The sequence below is a fragment of the Streptomyces cellostaticus genome, from assembly GCF_001513965.1.
Lineage (GTDB): Bacteria > Actinomycetota > Actinomycetes > Streptomycetales > Streptomycetaceae > Streptomyces > Streptomyces cellostaticus.
Genome location: NZ_KQ948046.1, coordinates 2341 through 19275, shown reverse-complemented (window position 1 = coordinate 19275; position 16935 = coordinate 2341). Strand labels below are relative to the sequence as shown.

Annotated in this window: 14 protein-coding genes, 1 pseudogene and 2 riboswitches; of the genes and pseudogenes, 6 read left to right on the top strand and 9 right to left on the bottom strand. The window is 69.7% G+C overall.

Features of this window, described 5'->3' with window-relative positions; genetic code table 11:
- Window positions 1-85: 85 nt before the first annotated feature.
- From AQI88_RS36600 to AQI88_RS36565, 8 genes are all read right to left on the bottom strand, one after another.
- A complete protein-coding gene (locus tag AQI88_RS36600) occupies window positions 86-1438 on the bottom strand; it encodes an ABC transporter ATP-binding protein (protein WP_067008299.1) in 1353 nt (450 codons plus the stop codon).
- Window positions 1435-2529, bottom strand: a complete 1095-nt coding sequence (locus tag AQI88_RS36595) for an ABC transporter ATP-binding protein (protein ID WP_067008296.1) — start codon at window positions 2527-2529, stop codon at window positions 1435-1437. The genes AQI88_RS36600 and AQI88_RS36595 overlap by 4 nt, the downstream gene beginning before the upstream one ends.
- Window positions 2526-3533 carry an ABC transporter permease gene (locus AQI88_RS36590; protein ID WP_067008293.1) on the bottom strand — a complete coding sequence of 336 codons (1008 nt, stop codon included), beginning with the start codon at window positions 3531-3533 and terminating at the stop codon, window positions 2526-2528. Before AQI88_RS36590 ends, AQI88_RS36595 begins: the two co-directional genes overlap by 4 nt.
- Window positions 3534-3605: 72 nt before the next feature.
- The gene (locus AQI88_RS36585) at window positions 3606-5360 is read right to left on the bottom strand and encodes an ABC transporter substrate-binding protein (RefSeq protein ID WP_449657830.1); all 1755 of its coding nucleotides are present in this window, start codon (window positions 5358-5360) and stop codon (window positions 3606-3608) included.
- A 53-nt stretch (window positions 5361-5413) separates the two neighbouring features.
- Entirely contained in the window at window positions 5414-6412 is a 999-nt protein-coding gene (locus tag AQI88_RS36580; protein ID WP_067008287.1) for an ABC transporter permease, read from the bottom strand.
- Between the two features lie 350 nt (window positions 6413-6762).
- On the bottom strand, window positions 6763-7560 hold the full coding sequence (locus AQI88_RS36575) for an enhanced serine sensitivity protein SseB C-terminal domain-containing protein (protein WP_398698700.1): 798 nt from the start codon (window positions 7558-7560) through the stop codon (window positions 6763-6765).
- 187 nt (window positions 7561-7747) lie between these two features.
- Window positions 7748-8542 (bottom strand): enhanced serine sensitivity protein SseB, encoded by a 795-nt coding sequence (locus AQI88_RS36570; RefSeq protein WP_067008281.1) that lies wholly within the window; start codon window positions 8540-8542, stop codon window positions 7748-7750.
- Window positions 8543-8643: 101 nt separating this feature from the next.
- The gene (locus AQI88_RS36565; RefSeq protein WP_067008278.1) at window positions 8644-9321 is read right to left on the bottom strand and encodes an AAA family ATPase; all 678 of its coding nucleotides are present in this window, start codon (window positions 9319-9321) and stop codon (window positions 8644-8646) included.
- A 178-nt stretch (window positions 9322-9499) separates the two neighbouring features.
- Window positions 9500-9597, top strand: a riboswitch (glycine riboswitch).
- Window positions 9598-9711, top strand: a riboswitch (glycine riboswitch).
- A 41-nt stretch (window positions 9712-9752) separates the two neighbouring features.
- Here AQI88_RS36565 and gcvT point away from each other — a divergent pair.
- The 6 genes and pseudogenes from gcvT to AQI88_RS48090 form a co-directional block, all read left to right on the top strand.
- On the top strand, window positions 9753-10880 hold the full coding sequence (gene gcvT, locus AQI88_RS36560) for a glycine cleavage system aminomethyltransferase GcvT (RefSeq protein ID WP_067008269.1): 1128 nt from the start codon (window positions 9753-9755) through the stop codon (window positions 10878-10880).
- Window positions 10881-10997: 117 nt separating this feature from the next.
- A complete protein-coding gene (gene gcvH / locus AQI88_RS36555; protein WP_067008266.1) occupies window positions 10998-11375 on the top strand; it encodes a glycine cleavage system protein GcvH in 378 nt (125 codons plus the stop codon).
- 14 nt (window positions 11376-11389) lie between these two features.
- Entirely contained in the window at window positions 11390-12670 is a 1281-nt protein-coding gene (gene glyA, locus AQI88_RS36550) for a serine hydroxymethyltransferase (RefSeq protein ID WP_067008264.1), read from the top strand.
- A gap of 97 nt (window positions 12671-12767) precedes the next feature.
- Complete coding sequence (locus tag AQI88_RS36545) at window positions 12768-14135, top strand: L-serine ammonia-lyase (RefSeq protein WP_067008262.1); 1368 nt, start codon at window positions 12768-12770, stop codon at window positions 14133-14135.
- Window positions 14129-14305: a hypothetical protein gene (locus AQI88_RS46260; RefSeq protein WP_159050484.1), complete on the top strand. Its 177-nt coding sequence runs from the start codon at window positions 14129-14131 to the stop codon at window positions 14303-14305. Before AQI88_RS36545 ends, AQI88_RS46260 begins: the two co-directional genes overlap by 7 nt.
- Window positions 14302-14626: pseudogene (locus AQI88_RS48090) on the top strand (type II toxin-antitoxin system VapC family toxin); the annotation flags it as partial. The gene AQI88_RS46260 and the pseudogene AQI88_RS48090, both read left to right, overlap by 4 nt.
- A gap of 102 nt (window positions 14627-14728) precedes the next feature.
- On the opposite strand, the gene AQI88_RS36540 reads toward AQI88_RS48090, so the two are convergent.
- Window positions 14729-16816, bottom strand: a complete 2088-nt coding sequence (locus AQI88_RS36540) for a hypothetical protein (protein WP_067008260.1) — start codon at window positions 16814-16816, stop codon at window positions 14729-14731.
- Window positions 16817-16935: the final 119 nt, after the last annotated feature.

The following is a 16935-nucleotide window of genomic DNA, read 5'->3' as shown; positions in this document are numbered from 1 at the left end:
TTTCGAGCGTGTGCCGGTCGGTGGACGGACACGGACGACTCTGCACTCTCCCGTTCGGGCATGTGCATGACTTTGCCTAGTCGTGCTACTTGTCGGTCGACTCCTGGGAGTCGGTGTCCGAAGCCTCGGCCTCGCCTTCGGGGGCTGCGGCCTTCTCGTCGGCCGCCGACCCGCGCTCGGACTCCCCGGCGGCGGACGACGGCTTCGCGGCCGTGTCGGCGGGCTCGGCCGCCACCGCCTCCTCCGCAGCCTCGCCCTCCTCGGCAGCCTCGGCCTGCTCGGCAGCCTCGGCCTGCTCGGCGGAGCCTTCCAGCACCGCGTCCGGGACCAGCTCCGACGCCTCCTTCGCCACCGAGAGCAGGACCGTGTCCTGGGGAGCCTGGTCGGCGAAGTTCTCCGGGTGGTGGCAGGCGACCTGCTGGCCGGACCTCAGCTCGACGAGCTGCGGCTCGGTCGTCTTGCAGATCTGCGTCGCCTTCCAGCAGCGGGTGTGGAAGCGGCAGCCGGAGGGCGGGGCGATGGGCGAGGGCACGTCGCCGCGCAGCAGGATGCGCTCGCTCTTCTGGCCGCGGCGCTTCGGGTCCGGCACCGGCACGGCCGACATGAGCGCCTTGGTGTACGGGTGCATCGGCGACTCGTACAGCGAGGTGCGGTCGGCCAGCTCGACGATCTTGCCGAGGTACATCACCGCGATCCGGTCCGAGACGTGCCGCACCACGGAGAGGTCGTGGGCGATGATCACGTAGGTGAGGCCCAGCTCCTCCTGGAGGTCGTCCATGAGGTTGACGACCTGGGCCTGGATGGACACGTCCAGCGCGGAGACCGGCTCGTCGGCCACGACCAGCTTCGGCTTCAGGGCGAGCGCGCGGGCGATACCGATGCGCTGGCGCTGGCCGCCGGAGAACTCGTGCGGGTAGCGGTTGTAGTGCTCGGGGCTGAGGCCGACCAGTTCGAGGAGCCGCTGGACCTCCTTCTTCACCCCGCCCTCGGGCTCCACGCCCTGGAGCCGGAACGGCGCCGAGACGATCGAGCCGATGGTGTGACGGGGGTTCAGGGAGCCGTACGGGTCCTGGAAGATCATCTGGATGTCGCGGCGCAGCGGACGCATCTGCCCGGTCGACAGCCGCGTGATGTCCTGGCCCTCGAAGGTGATCCTGCCGTCGGTCGGGTCCTGGAGTCGGGTGATGACCCGGCCCATGGTCGACTTGCCGCAGCCCGACTCGCCGACCACGCCCAGGGTCTCGCCCTTGCGCACCTCGAAGTCGATGCCGTCGACGGCCTTCACGGCGCCGACCTGGCGCTGGAGGATGCCCTTCTTGATCGGGAAGTGCTTGGTCAGGCCCTCGACCTTGAGCAGCACCTCGCGGTCCTCGGGAGCCGACGCCTGCTTCGGGATCACGGCCTCGGCGACGGTGTCCGTCTTCTTCGTCTCACTCACAGCTTCGGCGCAATCTCTTCGGTCCAGATCCGCTCACGGTCCTCGGCCGGGAGGTGGCAGGCGGACCAGTGCCCGGTGCTCACCAGCTCCAGGTCGGGGCGCACCGTGCGGGTGACGTTCCCCTTGGGGATGTCCGCGTACGGGCAGCGCGGGTGGAAGGCGCAGCCCGAGGGGACGTTGATGAGGCTCGGCGGCTGGCCCTTGACCGGGATGAGCCGTTCGGAGGTCTCACGGTCGATGCGGGGCATGGAACCGAGCAGGCCCCAGGTGTACGGGTGCTGCGGCTTCTCGAAGACCTCGTCGGCCCGGCCGCGCTCCACGCACCGGCCGCCGTACATCACCAGGACGTCGTCGGCGATCTCGGCGACCACGCCGAGATCGTGGGTGATCATGATGACCGCGGAGCCGAACTCCTTCTGCAGGTCCCGGATCAGGTCGAGGATCTGCGCCTGGACGGTGACGTCGAGGGCGGTGGTCGGCTCGTCCGCGATGAGCAGCTCGGGGTTGTTGACCAGCGACATGGCGATCATGGCGCGCTGGCGCATACCGCCGGAGAACTCGTGCGGGTAGCCGTCGACGCGCTTGGCCGGCTCGGGGATGCCGACCCGGTCGAGCATCTCGATGGCCCGCCGGCGGGCGACCTTCTTGCTGACGTCGTGGTGGACCCGGTAGGCCTCCACGATCTGGTCGCCGACCTTGTAGTACGGGTGCATCGCGGACAGCGGGTCCTGGAAGATCATCGCCATCTCACGGCCGCGGAGCTTGCGCACCTCGTCCGGGGATGCGGCGACCAGTTCCTTGCCGTCCAGCCAGATCTCGCCGGACATCTGCACGTTCTTGCCGCGGGCGCCGAGCCGGTGCAGGCCCATGATGGCCTGCGAGGTGACCGACTTGCCGGATCCGGACTCGCCGACGATGGCGAGGGTCTTGCCCCTCTCCAGCGAGAAGCTGAGCCCGTCGACGGACTTGACCAGGCCGTCGTCGGTCGGGAAGTGCACCTTGAGGTCGCGGACTTCCAGGAAGGCTTCGGGCGCCTTGCCGGCGGGGGTGGGCTCCCCCACTGCGGCGCCGGTCTTGGAGAGTTCGGTCACGAGAGCCTCACGCGCGGGTCGGCGGCGGCGTAGAGCACGTCCACCAGGAGATTTGCGATCACGACGAAGAAGGCGGCGAGCAGGGTCACGCCGAGGATCTTGGGCAGGTCGTTGTCGGTGATGCCGTTCACCGCGTACTCGCCGATGCCGTGCAGCGAGAACACGGTCTCGGTGATCACGGCGCCGCCGAGCAGCAGACCGAGGTCCATGCCGAAGACCGTGATGATCGGGGTGAGGGCGGCCCGCAGTCCGTGCCGGACCACGACCTTCTGCTCACGCAGACCCTTGGCGCGGGCCGTGCGGATGAAGTCCTCGTTCATCGTCTCCAGCATGCCCGAGCGGGTGAGCCGCGCGTAGATGGCGGAGTAGAGGAGTGCGAGCGAACACCACGCCGGGAAGAGCGTGTTGGCCCACTGCGCGGGGTTCTCGGTGAACGGGACGTACGTGCGGCCGAAGATCGGCCACTGATAGGTGAAGAGCAGGATGGCCAGGTTGCCCGTGAAGAACATGGGCAGCGAGACACCGGCGAGCGCGACGCCCATGAAGGTGCGGTCGAAGATCGAGCGCGGCTTGAGGGCGGAGATGACGCCGACCGTCACACCCGAGAGCAGCCACAGCACGGCGGCACCCGCGGCCAGCGACATCGTCACCGGCATGCGCGAGGTGAGTTCCGGCCAGACCGCCTGGTGGGTCTTGAACGAGTAGCCGAAGCAGGGTGCGTTGCAGTGCACCGTGGTGGGGCCGAGGTCGTAGTTGGCGCCGGCCACGATCCCCTTGATGAAGTGCCAGTACTGGACGTAGACGGGCTGGTCCAGACCGAGGTTGTGCTTGACCGCGGCGATGTCCGCCTTCGACGGGCTCTTGCCGATGTACTGCTGCGCCAGTTGATCCGCTGTCTGGCCGGCGAGTCGCGGCAGCAGGAAGAAGATGGCGAAGGTGACCGCGGTGACGACCAGCAGCAGGATCACTGCCGCGAACGTCCGGCGGAGGATGTACGAGATCACGGGGACCGGCGCTGGTGCCCGCGGGCCGCGAAGCCCGCGGGCACCAATGCCTTCACCTGCCTTCCGGGGCTGCTACTTCTTCGTGGTGCCGAGGTTGAGGTAGTCGTACTCACCGCTGAAGGCGGCAGTGGAGACCACGTTGGTCGCGTACGGCGAGCGGTACAGAAGGACCTTGAAGTAGGTCAGCGGGACGAGGACGGCGTCGTCCATCGTCTGCTTGTCGATCTGCGCGTACAGCTCGTTGCGCTTGGCGACGTCCTCGGCGGCGATAGCCTGGCCGAGCAGGTCGTTGACCTTCTTGTTGTCGTACTGCGACAGGTTGGTGTTGCCGGACTGGCTGATCGCCTTGCCGTTCAGGATCTGCTGCAGGAAGCCGTAGCCGGAGGGCCAGTCGGCACCCCACTGCATCATCATGAGGCCGATGTTCTGCTTCTCGGTGAACTTCGGCACACCCGCGTAGTCGGTGAAGTACTTGCCCTGCGGGTACTGCTTCAGGGTGGCGTTGATGCCGACCTTCTTCAGCGAGTTGATGATCGCCGTGGCGGCGTCGATCTCCTGCGGGCGGTCGGAGCGGGCCGTGATGTTGGTGCTGATCGACGACTTGCCGCAGGCCTTCAGCTGCGCCTTGGCCTTGGCGACGTCACCCTTGCTGCCCTTGGTCGCGTAGGCGTCCGCCTTCTGGTAGCCGGTGATGTCCGGCGGCAGAACGGTGGAGGCGACCTCACCGCGGATCGGGCCGCCCTCGGCGGTCTGCACGGAGACCTTGTCGACGGCGTACTGCACGGCCTTGCGGCACTCGACCTTGTCGAACGGCGCGACCTTGGTGTTGATCGCCATGTAGACCAGGCGGCCACCGTAGGTGTTGTCCGTGGCGGCCTTGCCGTCGGCCGAGTTGAGCAGCTGGGCCTGGGTGGAGGCCTGGACACCGCCGCCGACGAGGTCGGCGGTGGCGTCGCCGGACTGGATGTCCTTGTCGATCGTCTCCGGGTTGACCTTCAGGTTGACGACGATCTTGTCCGGCAGCTGCTTGCGCAGCGGGTCGGTCTTCGCGTCCCAGTTCTTGTTGCGGACCAGGACGACCTGCTTGCCCTCCTGGTAGCTCTGGAACTGGTAGGAGCCGGAGGAGACGATGTGCTTGACGTAGTCGACGCCGTCGTCCTTGGCCTGCGGCACCGGAGCCGTCTGCGGAGCCGCGACCAGGTAGTCGAACTCCTGGAAGGCGCGGTTCAGGTGGAAGACGATCGTGGTGGCGTCCGGCGTCTCGATCGAGGACAGGCCCTTGGCGCCCTTGTCCTTGTACGGACCCTTGTACTTGTCGCCGTCCTTCATGAACTGCTGGAAGTAGTTCGGGCCGAGCGAGAGCACGTCACGCGCGAAGTTGGAGCGCTCGACGGCGTACTTGACGTCCTTCGACGTGATCGCCGATCCGTCCTGGTACTTCAGGCCCGCACGCAGCTTGTACGTCCAGGTCTTGCCGCCGTCGCTCGGGACACCCTTGCTCGCGGCGAGGTCCGGGACAAGGGTGTTGCCCTTCTCGCCGGGGCCGGGCTGGAACGTCATCAGCGGGCGGGCGTAGAGCCGGCTGAAGTTGTACATGTAGGCGTAGTACGTGTTGCCGGGGTCGAACGAGTCCGGCACGTCCGACATCTCGTACGTGACCGTGCCGCCCTTTTTGTCGGACGCATTGACGACACCCGTGGTCGCCGCGTTGGCACCGGCCGCCTTCGGAGTGTTGCCGTCCTTGTTGTCATCGGCCTTGCTGCAGCCTGCAACGAGCAAGCTGGCGGAGCCGATGGCCGCGACCGCGGCCAGCGCTGACCTTCGCATGATGGTCTGTTTCCCCTCCATGATCGGAAACTAGATGGACTCTCGGGAGCTGCCTAGCGGCTGCGGGGGTCGAGAGCGTCGCGGAGACCGTCGCCGAGCAGATTGAACGCGAGGACGGTGATGAAGATGGCGAGGCCCGGCACGATCATGTACTGGGGATCGACCTGGTAGTAGGTGACGGCTTCCCGGAGCATGCCGCCCCAGGACGCCTGCGGGGGCTGGATACCGACACCCAGGAAGCTCAGGGAGGCCTCGAACAGAATGTTGGTCGGGATGAGCAGCGTCGAGTAGACGATGATCGGGCCGACCAGGTTCGGCATCAGCTCGCGGAAGAGGATGTACGGGCCCTTGGCACCCATGCCGCGGGCGGCGTCCACGAACTCGCGCTCGCGCAGGGCAAGGGTCTGACCTCGCACGATCCGGCCCAGGTAGGGCCAGTTGAAGAAGCCGATGACGAAGATGAGCACGCTCAGGTGGAGCGGCAGTCCGTTGAGGCCGAAGGCGCCGCCCTGCAGGGTGGCGGAGATGGCGATGGCGAACAGCAGGAGGGGGAAGGCGAGGAAGACGTCCATCAGCCGGCTGATGATCGAGTCGACCCGGCCGCCGTAGTAGCCCGCGACGACACCCATGATCGCGCCGATCACGTTGGACAGGATCGTGGCTCCGAAGGCGACCACCAGGGAGACCCAGGAGCCCTCCAGGATGCGGGTGGCGATGTCCCGGCCGAACTTCGGGTCCACACCCAGCGGGTGGTCCATGCTCATACCGCCCAGGCCGCCCTTGGGCAGCGAGGTGTCGGGCACGATCAGGTCCTGGTGGAAGGCGTTGGGGTCGAGGCCGAACATGGCCTGGATGGGGCGCGAGAGGATCGCGAGGAGGATCAGCAGGATCACGATGATGCCGCCGACGACGGCGACTCTGTCCCGCTTGAACCGGGACCAGGCGATCTGGCCCAGGGAACGACCCTCGATCTGCCCCTTCTCGGCACCCGCCAGCACAGCCTCCGGCTGTGCCTCGGCTGCCGCCCCGGTGGTCTCGATCGGTGCGGTCACGGTGAGCGACCCCTCTCGCCGGTGGTGACCGGCCTGCGCCTGCCGCGGTTTGCGGCTTTGTCGACTTGCCATCGATCACGAGGTCTCCACCTCGTGTCTGAGTCGGGAGTCTTCAGCGTCGCTGCGATCACCCGCCAGAGCTGACGGCGAAAGTATGCGCAACCGTGATGCAGTGCGAGGGATTCCGTTATCCGAACATTGGGTAACGCCCCGCGGACACGGCCCAGTTGGGACAGAACGTCGATTTTGCGCGGTTCGGCACGTCCAACCGATGTCTACGCGCGCAGAAGTGTGCCGGGCACGTAAATTCTACGATCAAGGCCAAGAAGCGGGCTTCGCGGCCCCTTTGATCAGTAGCCGCCGTGGACGGGCGGGTAGCCGTAACCGGCGGCCGGGCCCTGAGGCTGGGGCTGAAGCTGCGGCTGCGGCTGGGGCTGGGGCTGGGGCGGGGCCGCGTGGGCCTCGCGGTCGTAGAACGGGCGGGCGTTGGCCCGCATCCACATCACGACCGGGTCGTAGTCGTCCGTCATCGCGACCGTCGAGACCGGCAGCCCCTCCGGGACCGCGCCGACGGACTGCTGCATCATCGCGCGCACCGAGTCGACGGCGGCCGGCGAGGTGTCGTACACGTCCAGACCGATGGCGAGGTACGGCGCCCCGAGCGCGGGCTGCACCCAGGCGCGGCGCAGGGTGCGCAGGGCCGGGGTGCGGTGGGCGTTCTGCGCGAGCAGGGCGTAGAACTGCGGGATCTCGATGCCGGGTTCCGTCAGCCGCAGGGGACCGGCGGGCTGGCGGTCCAGGCCGGTGGCGATGCGGCGCAGGTCCAGCCAGGGGATGCCGACGCCGCCGCCCGGGGCGTGCGGGTTGAGCCAGATGCCGAAGTGGTCGGGATAGAGGGTGCGGGCCACGTCGAGTCCGTCGACCACCTCGTAGGAGCGGTTCCAGCCGCTGGCCGAGAGTTCCTGGGCGGAGGTCACACAGGGGGCGTAGCTGAAGCCGTCGACCTCCATGTTTCCGTACTGGGCGTCCGGGGAGCCGGCCTGGCCGTGCCACAGGAGCATCCAGATCTGGCCGGAGGAAGGGGTGGCGAGGGCGCGCAGCAGTGCCTCGTAGGCGTCGTAGCGCCCGGGGGTGACCTGGCGCAGCATGTGCTCGACGCTGCCGCTTGGGCTCGCGCTCACCTGTCTTGCCCTTCTTTGGAGTGCCCCGCGTTTGGGAACAGCTTAAGCGCCTAGTGGGGTGGGGCCTTGTCTTCGGTTCGCGGGCGCGGGGTGCGTTGTGGCTTGTCGCGCAGTTCCCCGCGCCCCCTTGGTCGGCTGCCCCTGAGTGGGCTGTTCAGTGGCCGTACTGGTAGAAGGGGCGGACGTTTGTCTTCATCCAGTCGGCCACCGGGTCCTCGGCCACGTCGAGGAGGACGAGGTTGACCGGCCATTTCACCGGGACCTCGCCGAGGGCCTTGCCGAGCGCCTCCAGGGGCAGGGCGCGCAGGTCGCCCTCCCACTGGGCGAGTTCCACGCCCACGAACATCACCGGGTCGGCCGTTTCTATGCCGGCCAGGCAGCGGCGGGCCGTGCGGACCACGCCCGTCGCCGCGAACTCGGCGGAGGCTGCGGAGAGGAAGTCGACCGGGTCGTCCTGCCAGTCGGGCTCGAAGAGGCGGACCCGGCCGCCCGTGCCGGGGCCGTCCAGCGGGGTGCGGCCCGCGCGGCACAGCTCGGCCACCGCCTGGGGCGGCAGCGGTATGCCGACCACACCGCCGGGGTTCACGGCTATACCGGCCTGCGGGGGCAGACCGCGGGCGAACTCCACCGCCGGGGCGATGGAGTACGACATGTGGGAGCCGGCCGCCTGGCGGAACTGCTCCTCGGAGCTGAAGACCGGGACGTAGACCTGGCCGTCGATGTCCAGGGTGGGCAGATCCAGCGGGCCGCTGTCCGGGCCGCCGCCGTTGGGCAGCGGGATCCACACGAAGCTCCGGCCGAGGACTTCGATGATCCGGCCGCCCGCGGAGGGTATGCCGAGGGAGGCCGAGAGCATCTCCTCCAGCTCGTTGCCAGGCCAACCGCTGTGCGGGTGGGGGTGCGCCTGTGCCGGAATGTCCGCGGAGAAGTCCGCCGCCGAGAAGTCCATCTGCCTGCCGCCTGCCGGGAACCACTGCTGTGGCTCAAAAGGCTAGCGGGTGGCTGTGACAACGCTCAGGCCGATGACACCGCTCGGTCCGGGAGGCCGGCTCACTCCCCGTGGCCGGCGAAGCCTATGCGGCGCAGGACGTCCGCCGCGTCGCGGTCCAGCAGCACCGCCGAGCCGCAGCCGGCGGGCAGCTCGCCCCGCTCCACCGCACGCAGCAGGCGGGCGGCCGTACGGCGGTGGCGGCGGAAGGCGTACCGGGAGACGCCGCGGCCGCGCTCGCGCTGGCCCTCCCGGGCGGTGCCGGGAGTGACGTCGAGCAGGAGCAGGTGCAGGGTGCCGCCGCGGCGCCGGGCCTCGCGGGCCAGCCAGGCGCGGACCCAGGCCTGGGTGCCGCAGTCGTGCACGACGACTCCCTCGCCGGTGCGCAGGGCGCGGCGCAGCCCGGCGTAGTGGGCGAGGCGGACCAGCGGGCGGTAGAGGGCGTACGGCAGGAGACGGGGCAGGCGGGCTGCCCAGTGGTCGCGGGCGTCCTGGGAGTCGATGCGGTGGCCGCGGACCGCGCGGCTCATCAAGGTGGACTTGCCGCTGCCGGGCAGGCCGGTGACCACCACCAGGTCCTGGGGTCCGAAGAGCAGCGCGTGCGGGCTGCGTCCGCCGCGGTCGCGCAGGTCGCGGACGACCGGGGCCGGACGCTCGGCGCAGCGCTCGCGGGCCGGGGCCAAGGGCTGCTTCGGCACCGCAATGCCGGTGGTGGCGGCGTAGGCCGTGGTCCTGTTCACCGTGATCGTCCTCCCCTGTGGGCTTGCAAAGGTCATGCCCATCGGATGTAAAGAGAAGGTAATGTGCGGCGTCCGGCGGTTCGGTGCGCGTACTGCCACAGGTCGGTTACAGATGCGGGCCCTGACGCGTGGGGGTGCGGCGTGCAATGATGTGGCCGCCAACTGCATACCGGCCGTTTGAATCCGCGCGGGAGAGTCCCCAGCAGCCTTCGCTGGGGCGCCGAAGGAGCAAGTCCCTCCCTTGAATCTCTCAGGCCCCGTTACCGCGCGGGCGAGGCACATCTGAAAAGCGGGCCGCTGTGTCAGTGGCTCCACCCAAGGTGCAAGCCGTGACCACTCCTCGCGAGGATCATGGCGAACCTCTCAGGTTCCGATGACAGATGGGGAGGAACGTTCCTCGCCCGTCATGTGCCCTGGGAGACGACCGACCGATGAGCAGTACCGAACCCACTGGATTGCGTCACACCGCGCTGGATGCGCTGCATCGCTCGCTCGGTGCGACGATGACCGACTTCGCCGGCTGGGACATGCCCCTGCGCTACGGCTCCGAGCGCGACGAGCACCTCGCCGTACGGACCAAGGCCGGCCTCTTCGACCTCTCCCACATGGGCGAGATCACCGTGACCGGGCCGCAGGCGGCCGCCCTCCTGAACCACGCCCTGGTCGGCAACATCGCCTCCGTCGGCGTCGGCCGCGCCCGCTACACCATGATCTGCCAGGCCGACGGCGGCATCCTGGACGACCTGATCGTCTACCGGCTGGCCGAGACCGAGTACATGGTCGTGGCCAACGCCTCCAACGCCCAGGTGGTGCTGGACGCGCTGACCGAGCGCGCCGCCGGCTTCGACGCCGAGGTCCGCGACGACCGTGACGCGTATGCGCTGATCGCGGTCCAGGGCCCGGAGTCCCCCGGCATCCTGAAGTCCCTCACCGACGCCGACCTGGACGGCCTCAAGTACTACGCGGGCCTGCCCGGCACGGTCGCCGGGGTCCCCGCGCTGATCGCGCGCACCGGCTACACCGGTGAGGACGGCTTCGAACTGTTCGTGAAGCCGGAGCACGCCGTGGAGCTGTGGCAGGCGCTGACCCGGGCCGGCGAGGGCGTCGGTCTGATCCCGTGCGGCCTGTCCTGCCGGGACACCCTGCGCCTGGAGGCGGGCATGCCGCTGTACGGGCACGAGCTGAGCACCTCGCTCACCCCCTTCGACGCCGGGCTCGGCCGCGTGGTGAAGTTCGAGAAGGAGGGCGACTTCGTGGGCCGCGAGGCGCTGGCCGAGGCCGCCTCCCACGCCGAGCAGAACCCGCCGCGGGTCCTCGTCGGCCTGATCGCCGAGGGCCGCCGGGTGCCGCGCGCCGGGTACGCCGTCGTCGCGGGCGGCGCGGTGATCGGCGAGGTCACCTCCGGCGCCCCCTCCCCCACCCTGGGCAAGCCGATCGCCATGGCGTACGTCGACGCGGCGCACGCGGCGCCGGGCACCGAGGGCGTCGGCGTGGACATCCGCGGCAGCCACGAGCCGTACGCGGTCGTCGCACTGCCCTTCTACAAGCGCCAGAAGTAGACACTGGGGCACGGTCCGTGCCGCACACGTGACCCTGCGCACATTTCACCTGCTCACAAGCAGTTCCAGTAGTCCCCCATTCACCAGCACTCCCGCGCGTACAGGAGAATTCAGGCCATGAGCAACCCCCAGCAGCTGCGCTACAGCAAGGAGCACGAGTGGCTGTCGGCCGCCGAGGACGGCGTCTCGACGGTCGGCATCACCGAGTTCGCGGCCAACGCGCTCGGCGACGTCGTCTACGCCCAGCTCCCCGAGGTCGGCTCCACGGTGGCCGCGGGCGAGTCCTGCGGCGAGCTGGAGTCGACGAAGTCGGTCTCCGACCTGTACTCGCCGGTCACCGGTGAGATCACCGAGGTCAACGAGGACGTCGTCAACGACCCGTCGCTGGTGAACTCCGCCCCCTTCGAGGGCGGCTGGCTGTTCAAGGTGCGCGTCACGGAGGAGCCGGCCGACCTGCTCTCCGCCGACGAGTACACCGCCGAGACCGCCGGCTGAGGAGTCGTAACCGTATGACTGTCCTGAACACGTCCCTGCACGAGCTCGACCCGGAGATCGCCGCCGCGGTCGACGCCGAGCTGAACCGCCAGCAGTCGACGCTGGAGATGATCGCCTCCGAGAACTTCGCCCCGCTCGCGGTGATGGAGGCGCAGGGCTCGGTCCTGACCAACAAGTACGCCGAGGGCTACCCGGGCCGCCGCTACTACGGCGGCTGCGAGCACGTCGACGTCGCCGAGCAGATCGCCATCGACCGGATCAAGGAGCTGTTCGGCGCCGAGTACGCCAACGTGCAGCCCCACTCCGGCGCCTCCGCGAACCAGGCGGCGCTGTTCGCGCTGGCCCAGCCCGGGGACACCATCCTCGGCCTGGACCTGGCGCACGGCGGCCACCTGACCCACGGGATGCGGCTGAACTTCTCCGGCAAGCAGTTCAACGTGGTCGCCTACCACGTGGACGTCGAGACCGGCCTGGTCGACATGGCCGAGGTCGAGCGCCTCGCCAAGGAGCACCGCCCGAAGGTGATCATCGCGGGCTGGTCGGCGTACCCGCGGCAGCTGGACTTCGCCGAGTTCCGCCGGATCGCCGACGAGGTCGAGGCCTACCTGTGGGTCGACATGGCGCACTTCGCGGGCCTGGTCGCCGCCGGTCTCCACCCGAACCCGGTGGAGCACGCGGACGTCGTCACGTCCACCACCCACAAGACGCTGGGCGGCCCGCGCGGCGGCATCATCCTCGCCAAGAAGGACTTCGCGAAGAAGCTGAACTCGTCCGTCTTCCCGGGCTTCCAGGGCGGCCCCCTGGAGCACGTGATCGCGGCCAAGGCGGTCTCCTTCAAGGTCGCGGCGAGCGAGGACTTCAAGGAGCGCCAGCGCCGTACGGTCGAGGGCGCGCGGATTCTCGCCGAGCGGCTGACCGCGTCCGACGCCCGCGAGGCCGGCGTGAACGTCCTGTCCGGCGGCACGGACGTGCACCTGATCCTGGTCGACCTGCGCGAGTCCGAGCTGGACGGGCAGCAGGCCGAGGACCGTCTCCACGAGGTCGGCATCACGGTCAACCGCAACGCCGTCCCGAACGACCCGCGCCCCCCGATGGTCACCTCGGGCCTGCGGATCGGCACGCCCGCCCTCGCCACCCGCGGCTTCACGGCCGAGGACTTCGCCGAGGTCGCGGACGTGATCGCGGAAACCCTCAAGGCGCCTTCTCCCTTCGGGGAGGCCGACGCGGAGGCTCTGAAGACCCGGGTCAAGGCCCTGGCCGACAAGCACCCGCTGTACCCCGGTCTGAACAAGTAAGTCACTTTTTTCAGGGCACCGCGCACACTGGAAGTACAGCGCGCGCGGTGCCCCACCCCCTGCACCACCCCCGCACCACCCGTATTGAGGAGTCCCCGTGGCCATCTCGGTCTTCGACCTGTTCTCGATCGGCATCGGCCCGTCCAGCTCCCACACGGTCGGCCCGATGCGCGCGGCGCGCATGTTCGCCCGCCGACTGCGCAATGAGGACCTCCTGGAGAAGGTCGCGTCCGTCCGCTGCGAGCTGTACGGCTCGCTCGGCGCGACCGGCCACGGCCACGGCACCCCGAAGGCGGTGCTGCTCGGCCTGGAGGGCGCCTCGCCGCGCACGGTGGACGTGGAGAAGGCCGACGAGCAGGTGGAGGGAATCAAGGAGTCCGGCCGGATCTCGCTCCTCGGCGAGCACGAGATCCCCTTCTCCTTCGACGACGACCTGATCCTGCACCGCCGCAAGGCGCTCCCGTACCACGCCAACGGCATGACGCTGTGGGCGTACGACGCCGCGGGCACGGAACTGGTCTCCAAGACGTACTACTCGGTCGGCGGCGGCTTCGTCGTCGACGAGGACGCGGTCGGCGCGGACCGCATCAAGCTGGACGACACGGTCCTGAAGTACCCCTTCCGCACCGGCGACGAACTCCTGCGCCTGACGAAGGAAACGGGCCTGTCGATCTCCTCCCTCATGCTGGAGAACGAGCGCGCCTGGCGCACCGAGGACGAAATCCGGGCGGGCCTGCTGGAGATCTGGCGGGTGATGCAGGCCTGCGTCTCGCGCGGCCTGTCCCGCGAGGGCATCCTGCCCGGCGGCCTGAAGGTCCGCCGCCGCGCGGCCGTCTCGGCCCGCCAGCTGCGCGCCGAGGGCGACCCGCTGGCGCACGCGATGGAGTGGATCACGCTCTACGCGATGGCCGTGAACGAGGAGAACGCGGCGGGCGGCCGCGTGGTCACCGCCCCCACGAACGGCGCGGCCGGCATCATCCCGGCGGTCCTGCACTACTACATCAACTTCGTGCCGGGCGCCGACGAGGACGGCATAGTGAGGTTCCTGCTGGCCGCCGGCGCCATAGGCATGCTCTTCAAGGAGAACGCCTCCATCTCCGGCGCCGAGGTCGGCTGCCAGGGCGAGGTCGGCTCCGCCTGCTCCATGGCCGCGGGCGCGCTGGCGGAGGTGCTCGGCGGCTCTCCCGAGCAGGTGGAGAACGCGGCCGAGATCGGCATGGAACACAACCTCGGCCTGACCTGCGACCCGGTCGGCGGCCTGGTCCAGATCCCGTGCATCGAACGCAACGGCATGGCCGCGGTGAAGGCGGTCACGGCCGCGAAGATGGCGATGCGCGGCGACGGCGCCCACATGGTGTCCCTGGACAAGGTCATCAAGACGATGAAGGACACGGGCGCCGACATGAGCGTGAAGTACAAGGAGACGGCTCGGGGCGGGCTGGCGGTGAACATCATCGAGTGCTGAGGGGATGGGCCCTGACCGAAGCTCTCATTCAGCGCCAACTGGAGCGCGACCGGCTGCGCGAACTCATCGAGGACGCCGAAGCCGAACACGGGCCGGTGGATCAGGCAGCGGTCGAGGCCAAGCGGGCGGTCCTGCGCGGTGACACGGCCGGCTCGGCGGATGCCGCGTGAGCGGCACCCTCGTCCTGGACTGCGAGGGACTGTCCGAGCTGGTACGCCGCACACCCGAACTCACCGAGTGGCTGGCCGCCGCCGAGGCCGAGGACATGCGCGTCGTCACCAGCTCCGTCACCCTCGTCGAAGCCCGCGACCACCCCAGGACCAAACCAGGCCCGCTTCGACTACGCCGTCTCCCGCGTGAACGTCATCCCGCCCACCGAAGCCATCGCCCGCCGCGCCGGCAGGCTCCTCGCCGCAGCCGGCCTCCACGATCACACATACGCCCTCGACGCCATCGTCGCCACCACCGCACCGGCCCACGCCCCGACGCCAGCGCGCCACCGGGGACGCACGCCGCCGAGGGCCACCGGTCTCCCAGCTGCGTGCCCGTACCGATCCCAGTCGCGCCTGCGGGAACGGACGGTGTTGCCCTGGTCAGCGGTGCCGCTTGCGGCCGCTCTTGCCGACGCGGCGTCCGTGCTTCCGGCCGCGGCCGAGGCGGGCGGCCGGAGTGCGCCATGCGCGGGCCGCCAGCTGCCTGAGTTCTTCGAGCCCCGCCCGGTCCGGGTGCGCGGAGTCCAGCACGGCGGCGACCGCGTGCCTGGCTTCGGGGCCCTGAGCACGCAGCGCATCCACGGCGCCGTCCTCGCCACCCGCCAGCTCCACGAGCTGGAGCAGGCTCTCGGCGAGCACCAGCAGATGCTCCGCGTCGGTCATGTCCTCGGGGGACAGCAGTTCACGGTGCGCCAGCACGCTCAGCGCGAGCGGAGCCAGCCGGGCATCGCCGCGCAGCGCGCGCAGCAGCCGTTCGCCTTCACCGTCCGACAACGCCGTCAGAAGTACGTCGAGCATCGCCTGTGCACGCGTGCGGAGGGCCATGGTCCCTACGGCTTCGGTGAGTTGCCGCAGTGCGGCATCCCGTTCGCCGTGGGCCGAGATCCAGCCGGCCAGCTCCGCACGGGCGGCCTCCGGGTCGTACTCCTCGGCCAGCACCCCCAGCAGGCCGGCCGCCGGCGCCTGGGCCAGTTCGCCGACCAGCGGCGCGTCCCGGCCGGCCGCCAGCAGGCGCTGCCGTACTGCCCGGGTGCCGAGCTCCGTGAGACGGAGGAGCTCCACCGGCCCGGCAGTCAGCTCCTCGCACCGGGCGCGGGCGCGCTCCTGCGCCGCCGCGTCCTTTGGCGCTCCCACAGTGCCCAGCAGCTCCGCGACCTCCGGCGGCATGTCCGCGGGCAGTTCGTCTCCGGCACGGCAGAGGTCGACGTCGAGGAACACCGGATCGGCCATACCGCTGTCCCGCTCGATCGCGCCCAGGTCCACCAGCGCATCGAGCACCGTGCGCAGATCCCGGTCGGCGTGCTCGAACCACATCCTGTGCTGGAGATCCGCCCCGCCGTCGAACGGGAACCGAGCTCGGTAGGCCAGGTGCACGGAGTCTCGCAGGTGCGGCCAGGGCATCGAGTGCGGCAGGCTGTAGAGCGTGTTCAGCACATCCTCCAGCACCTCCTCATACACGTCGAACAGCATCGACCCGACGTGCCAGCCGCTGCGCGCCCCGATCAGCGCCTGCCGCAGCTCGAAACACGCGTCGAAGACACGCAGCCACAGCTGAAACGGGTCGGCCAGCACCGGCCGGGCCTTGGCCACCGCATACAGCCGTCCCTTGACCACCCGGACCAGCCGTGCCTTCTTCGCCCACTCCACCAGCAGTCCCAGACGCGGCAGGTCGGCCGAAGAACGCACGCCCTCGGCCTTGTCACCAGTGCCCAGTGCCTCCACCAGCTCGCGCGCGTCGGCGATCCGCAGCCGGCCCGCCGTCGTCACCGCGCGACCGTCCCGCCCCGCCCACTCGGCGATTCCTCGCAACTGCGCCACGACGGTAGACGCCCCGGCTTGTCGGCGCAGTTCGTCGTCCAGGGGCAACACCACAGGCAGCTGCGGCTCGGCGCGGGCCACACCGGACAGCACCCGGCCGGTCAGCCGCCGTTCCAGGATCTCGCCGAGGGCCCGCTCGTCATAGGCGACTTCCCCGCGCTGCACCCGCTCCGCGAACAGTTGCATGGCCGCCCCGTCCAGGACGTCCACGCCCTGTTCGGCAGCGGTCATCGCCCAGAACTTCGCCAAACCCCAGCGGGTGCGGTCCGCCATCGCCGCCGGATACCCCTCCGCGGCCGCATCGACGGCGGCAAGGGAGTCCTCAAGTGCCATTCCTCGCGGATCCGCCAACTGCGCGGCATGCAGAAAACGCAGCAGCGTACACAACGTGCCTGGTGCATCGCCGCATTCCTCCCCGGGAAGTTCGGTGACCTGCTCCGGCAACCAGGACAGCAGCAGCTCCTCCACATGCCGCGGCTCCCACAGCCCCAGCCGACCGTCGACCGTCGCCCGGTGCCGGTAATCCAACGCCGCCTCGGCCATGAAACCGTCCACCGGTAGACCCTGCTCCCCGGCCCACCGGACCAGCCGGCCGACCAGCAGCCCGCACGCCGCCTCGAACTCATCCTCGGCCCCGGCTTCGAACCGCATCCGCATGAACCTGCCCGCCCAACCTGTCCGCACCACTGCTTGTCCCGTCACGCTATCGCCGAAGCGCGACACACCACCCGGCCGAGGACCAGCAGCCCACTACCGGGCGAAGGTCACGG

Coding starts and splice junctions, on each gene's coding strand:
- AQI88_RS36540 (WP_067008260.1), bottom strand. CDS start 16,816: ATGCGGTTCGAAGCCGGGGCCGAGGATGAGTTCGAGGCGGCGTGCGGG.
- AQI88_RS36585 (WP_449657830.1), bottom strand. CDS start 5,360: ATGCGAAGGTCAGCGCTGGCCGCGGTCGCGGCCATCGGCTCCGCCAGC.
- AQI88_RS36575 (WP_398698700.1), bottom strand. CDS start 7,560: ATGCTGCGCCAGGTCACCCCCGGGCGCTACGACGCCTACGAGGCACTG.
- gcvH (WP_067008266.1), top strand. CDS start 10,998: ATGAGCAACCCCCAGCAGCTGCGCTACAGCAAGGAGCACGAGTGGCTG.
- glyA (WP_067008264.1), top strand. CDS start 11,390: ATGACTGTCCTGAACACGTCCCTGCACGAGCTCGACCCGGAGATCGCC.
- AQI88_RS36570 (WP_067008281.1), bottom strand. CDS start 8,542: ATGGACTTCTCGGCGGCGGACTTCTCCGCGGACATTCCGGCACAGGCG.
- gcvT (WP_067008269.1), top strand. CDS start 9,753: ATGAGCAGTACCGAACCCACTGGATTGCGTCACACCGCGCTGGATGCG.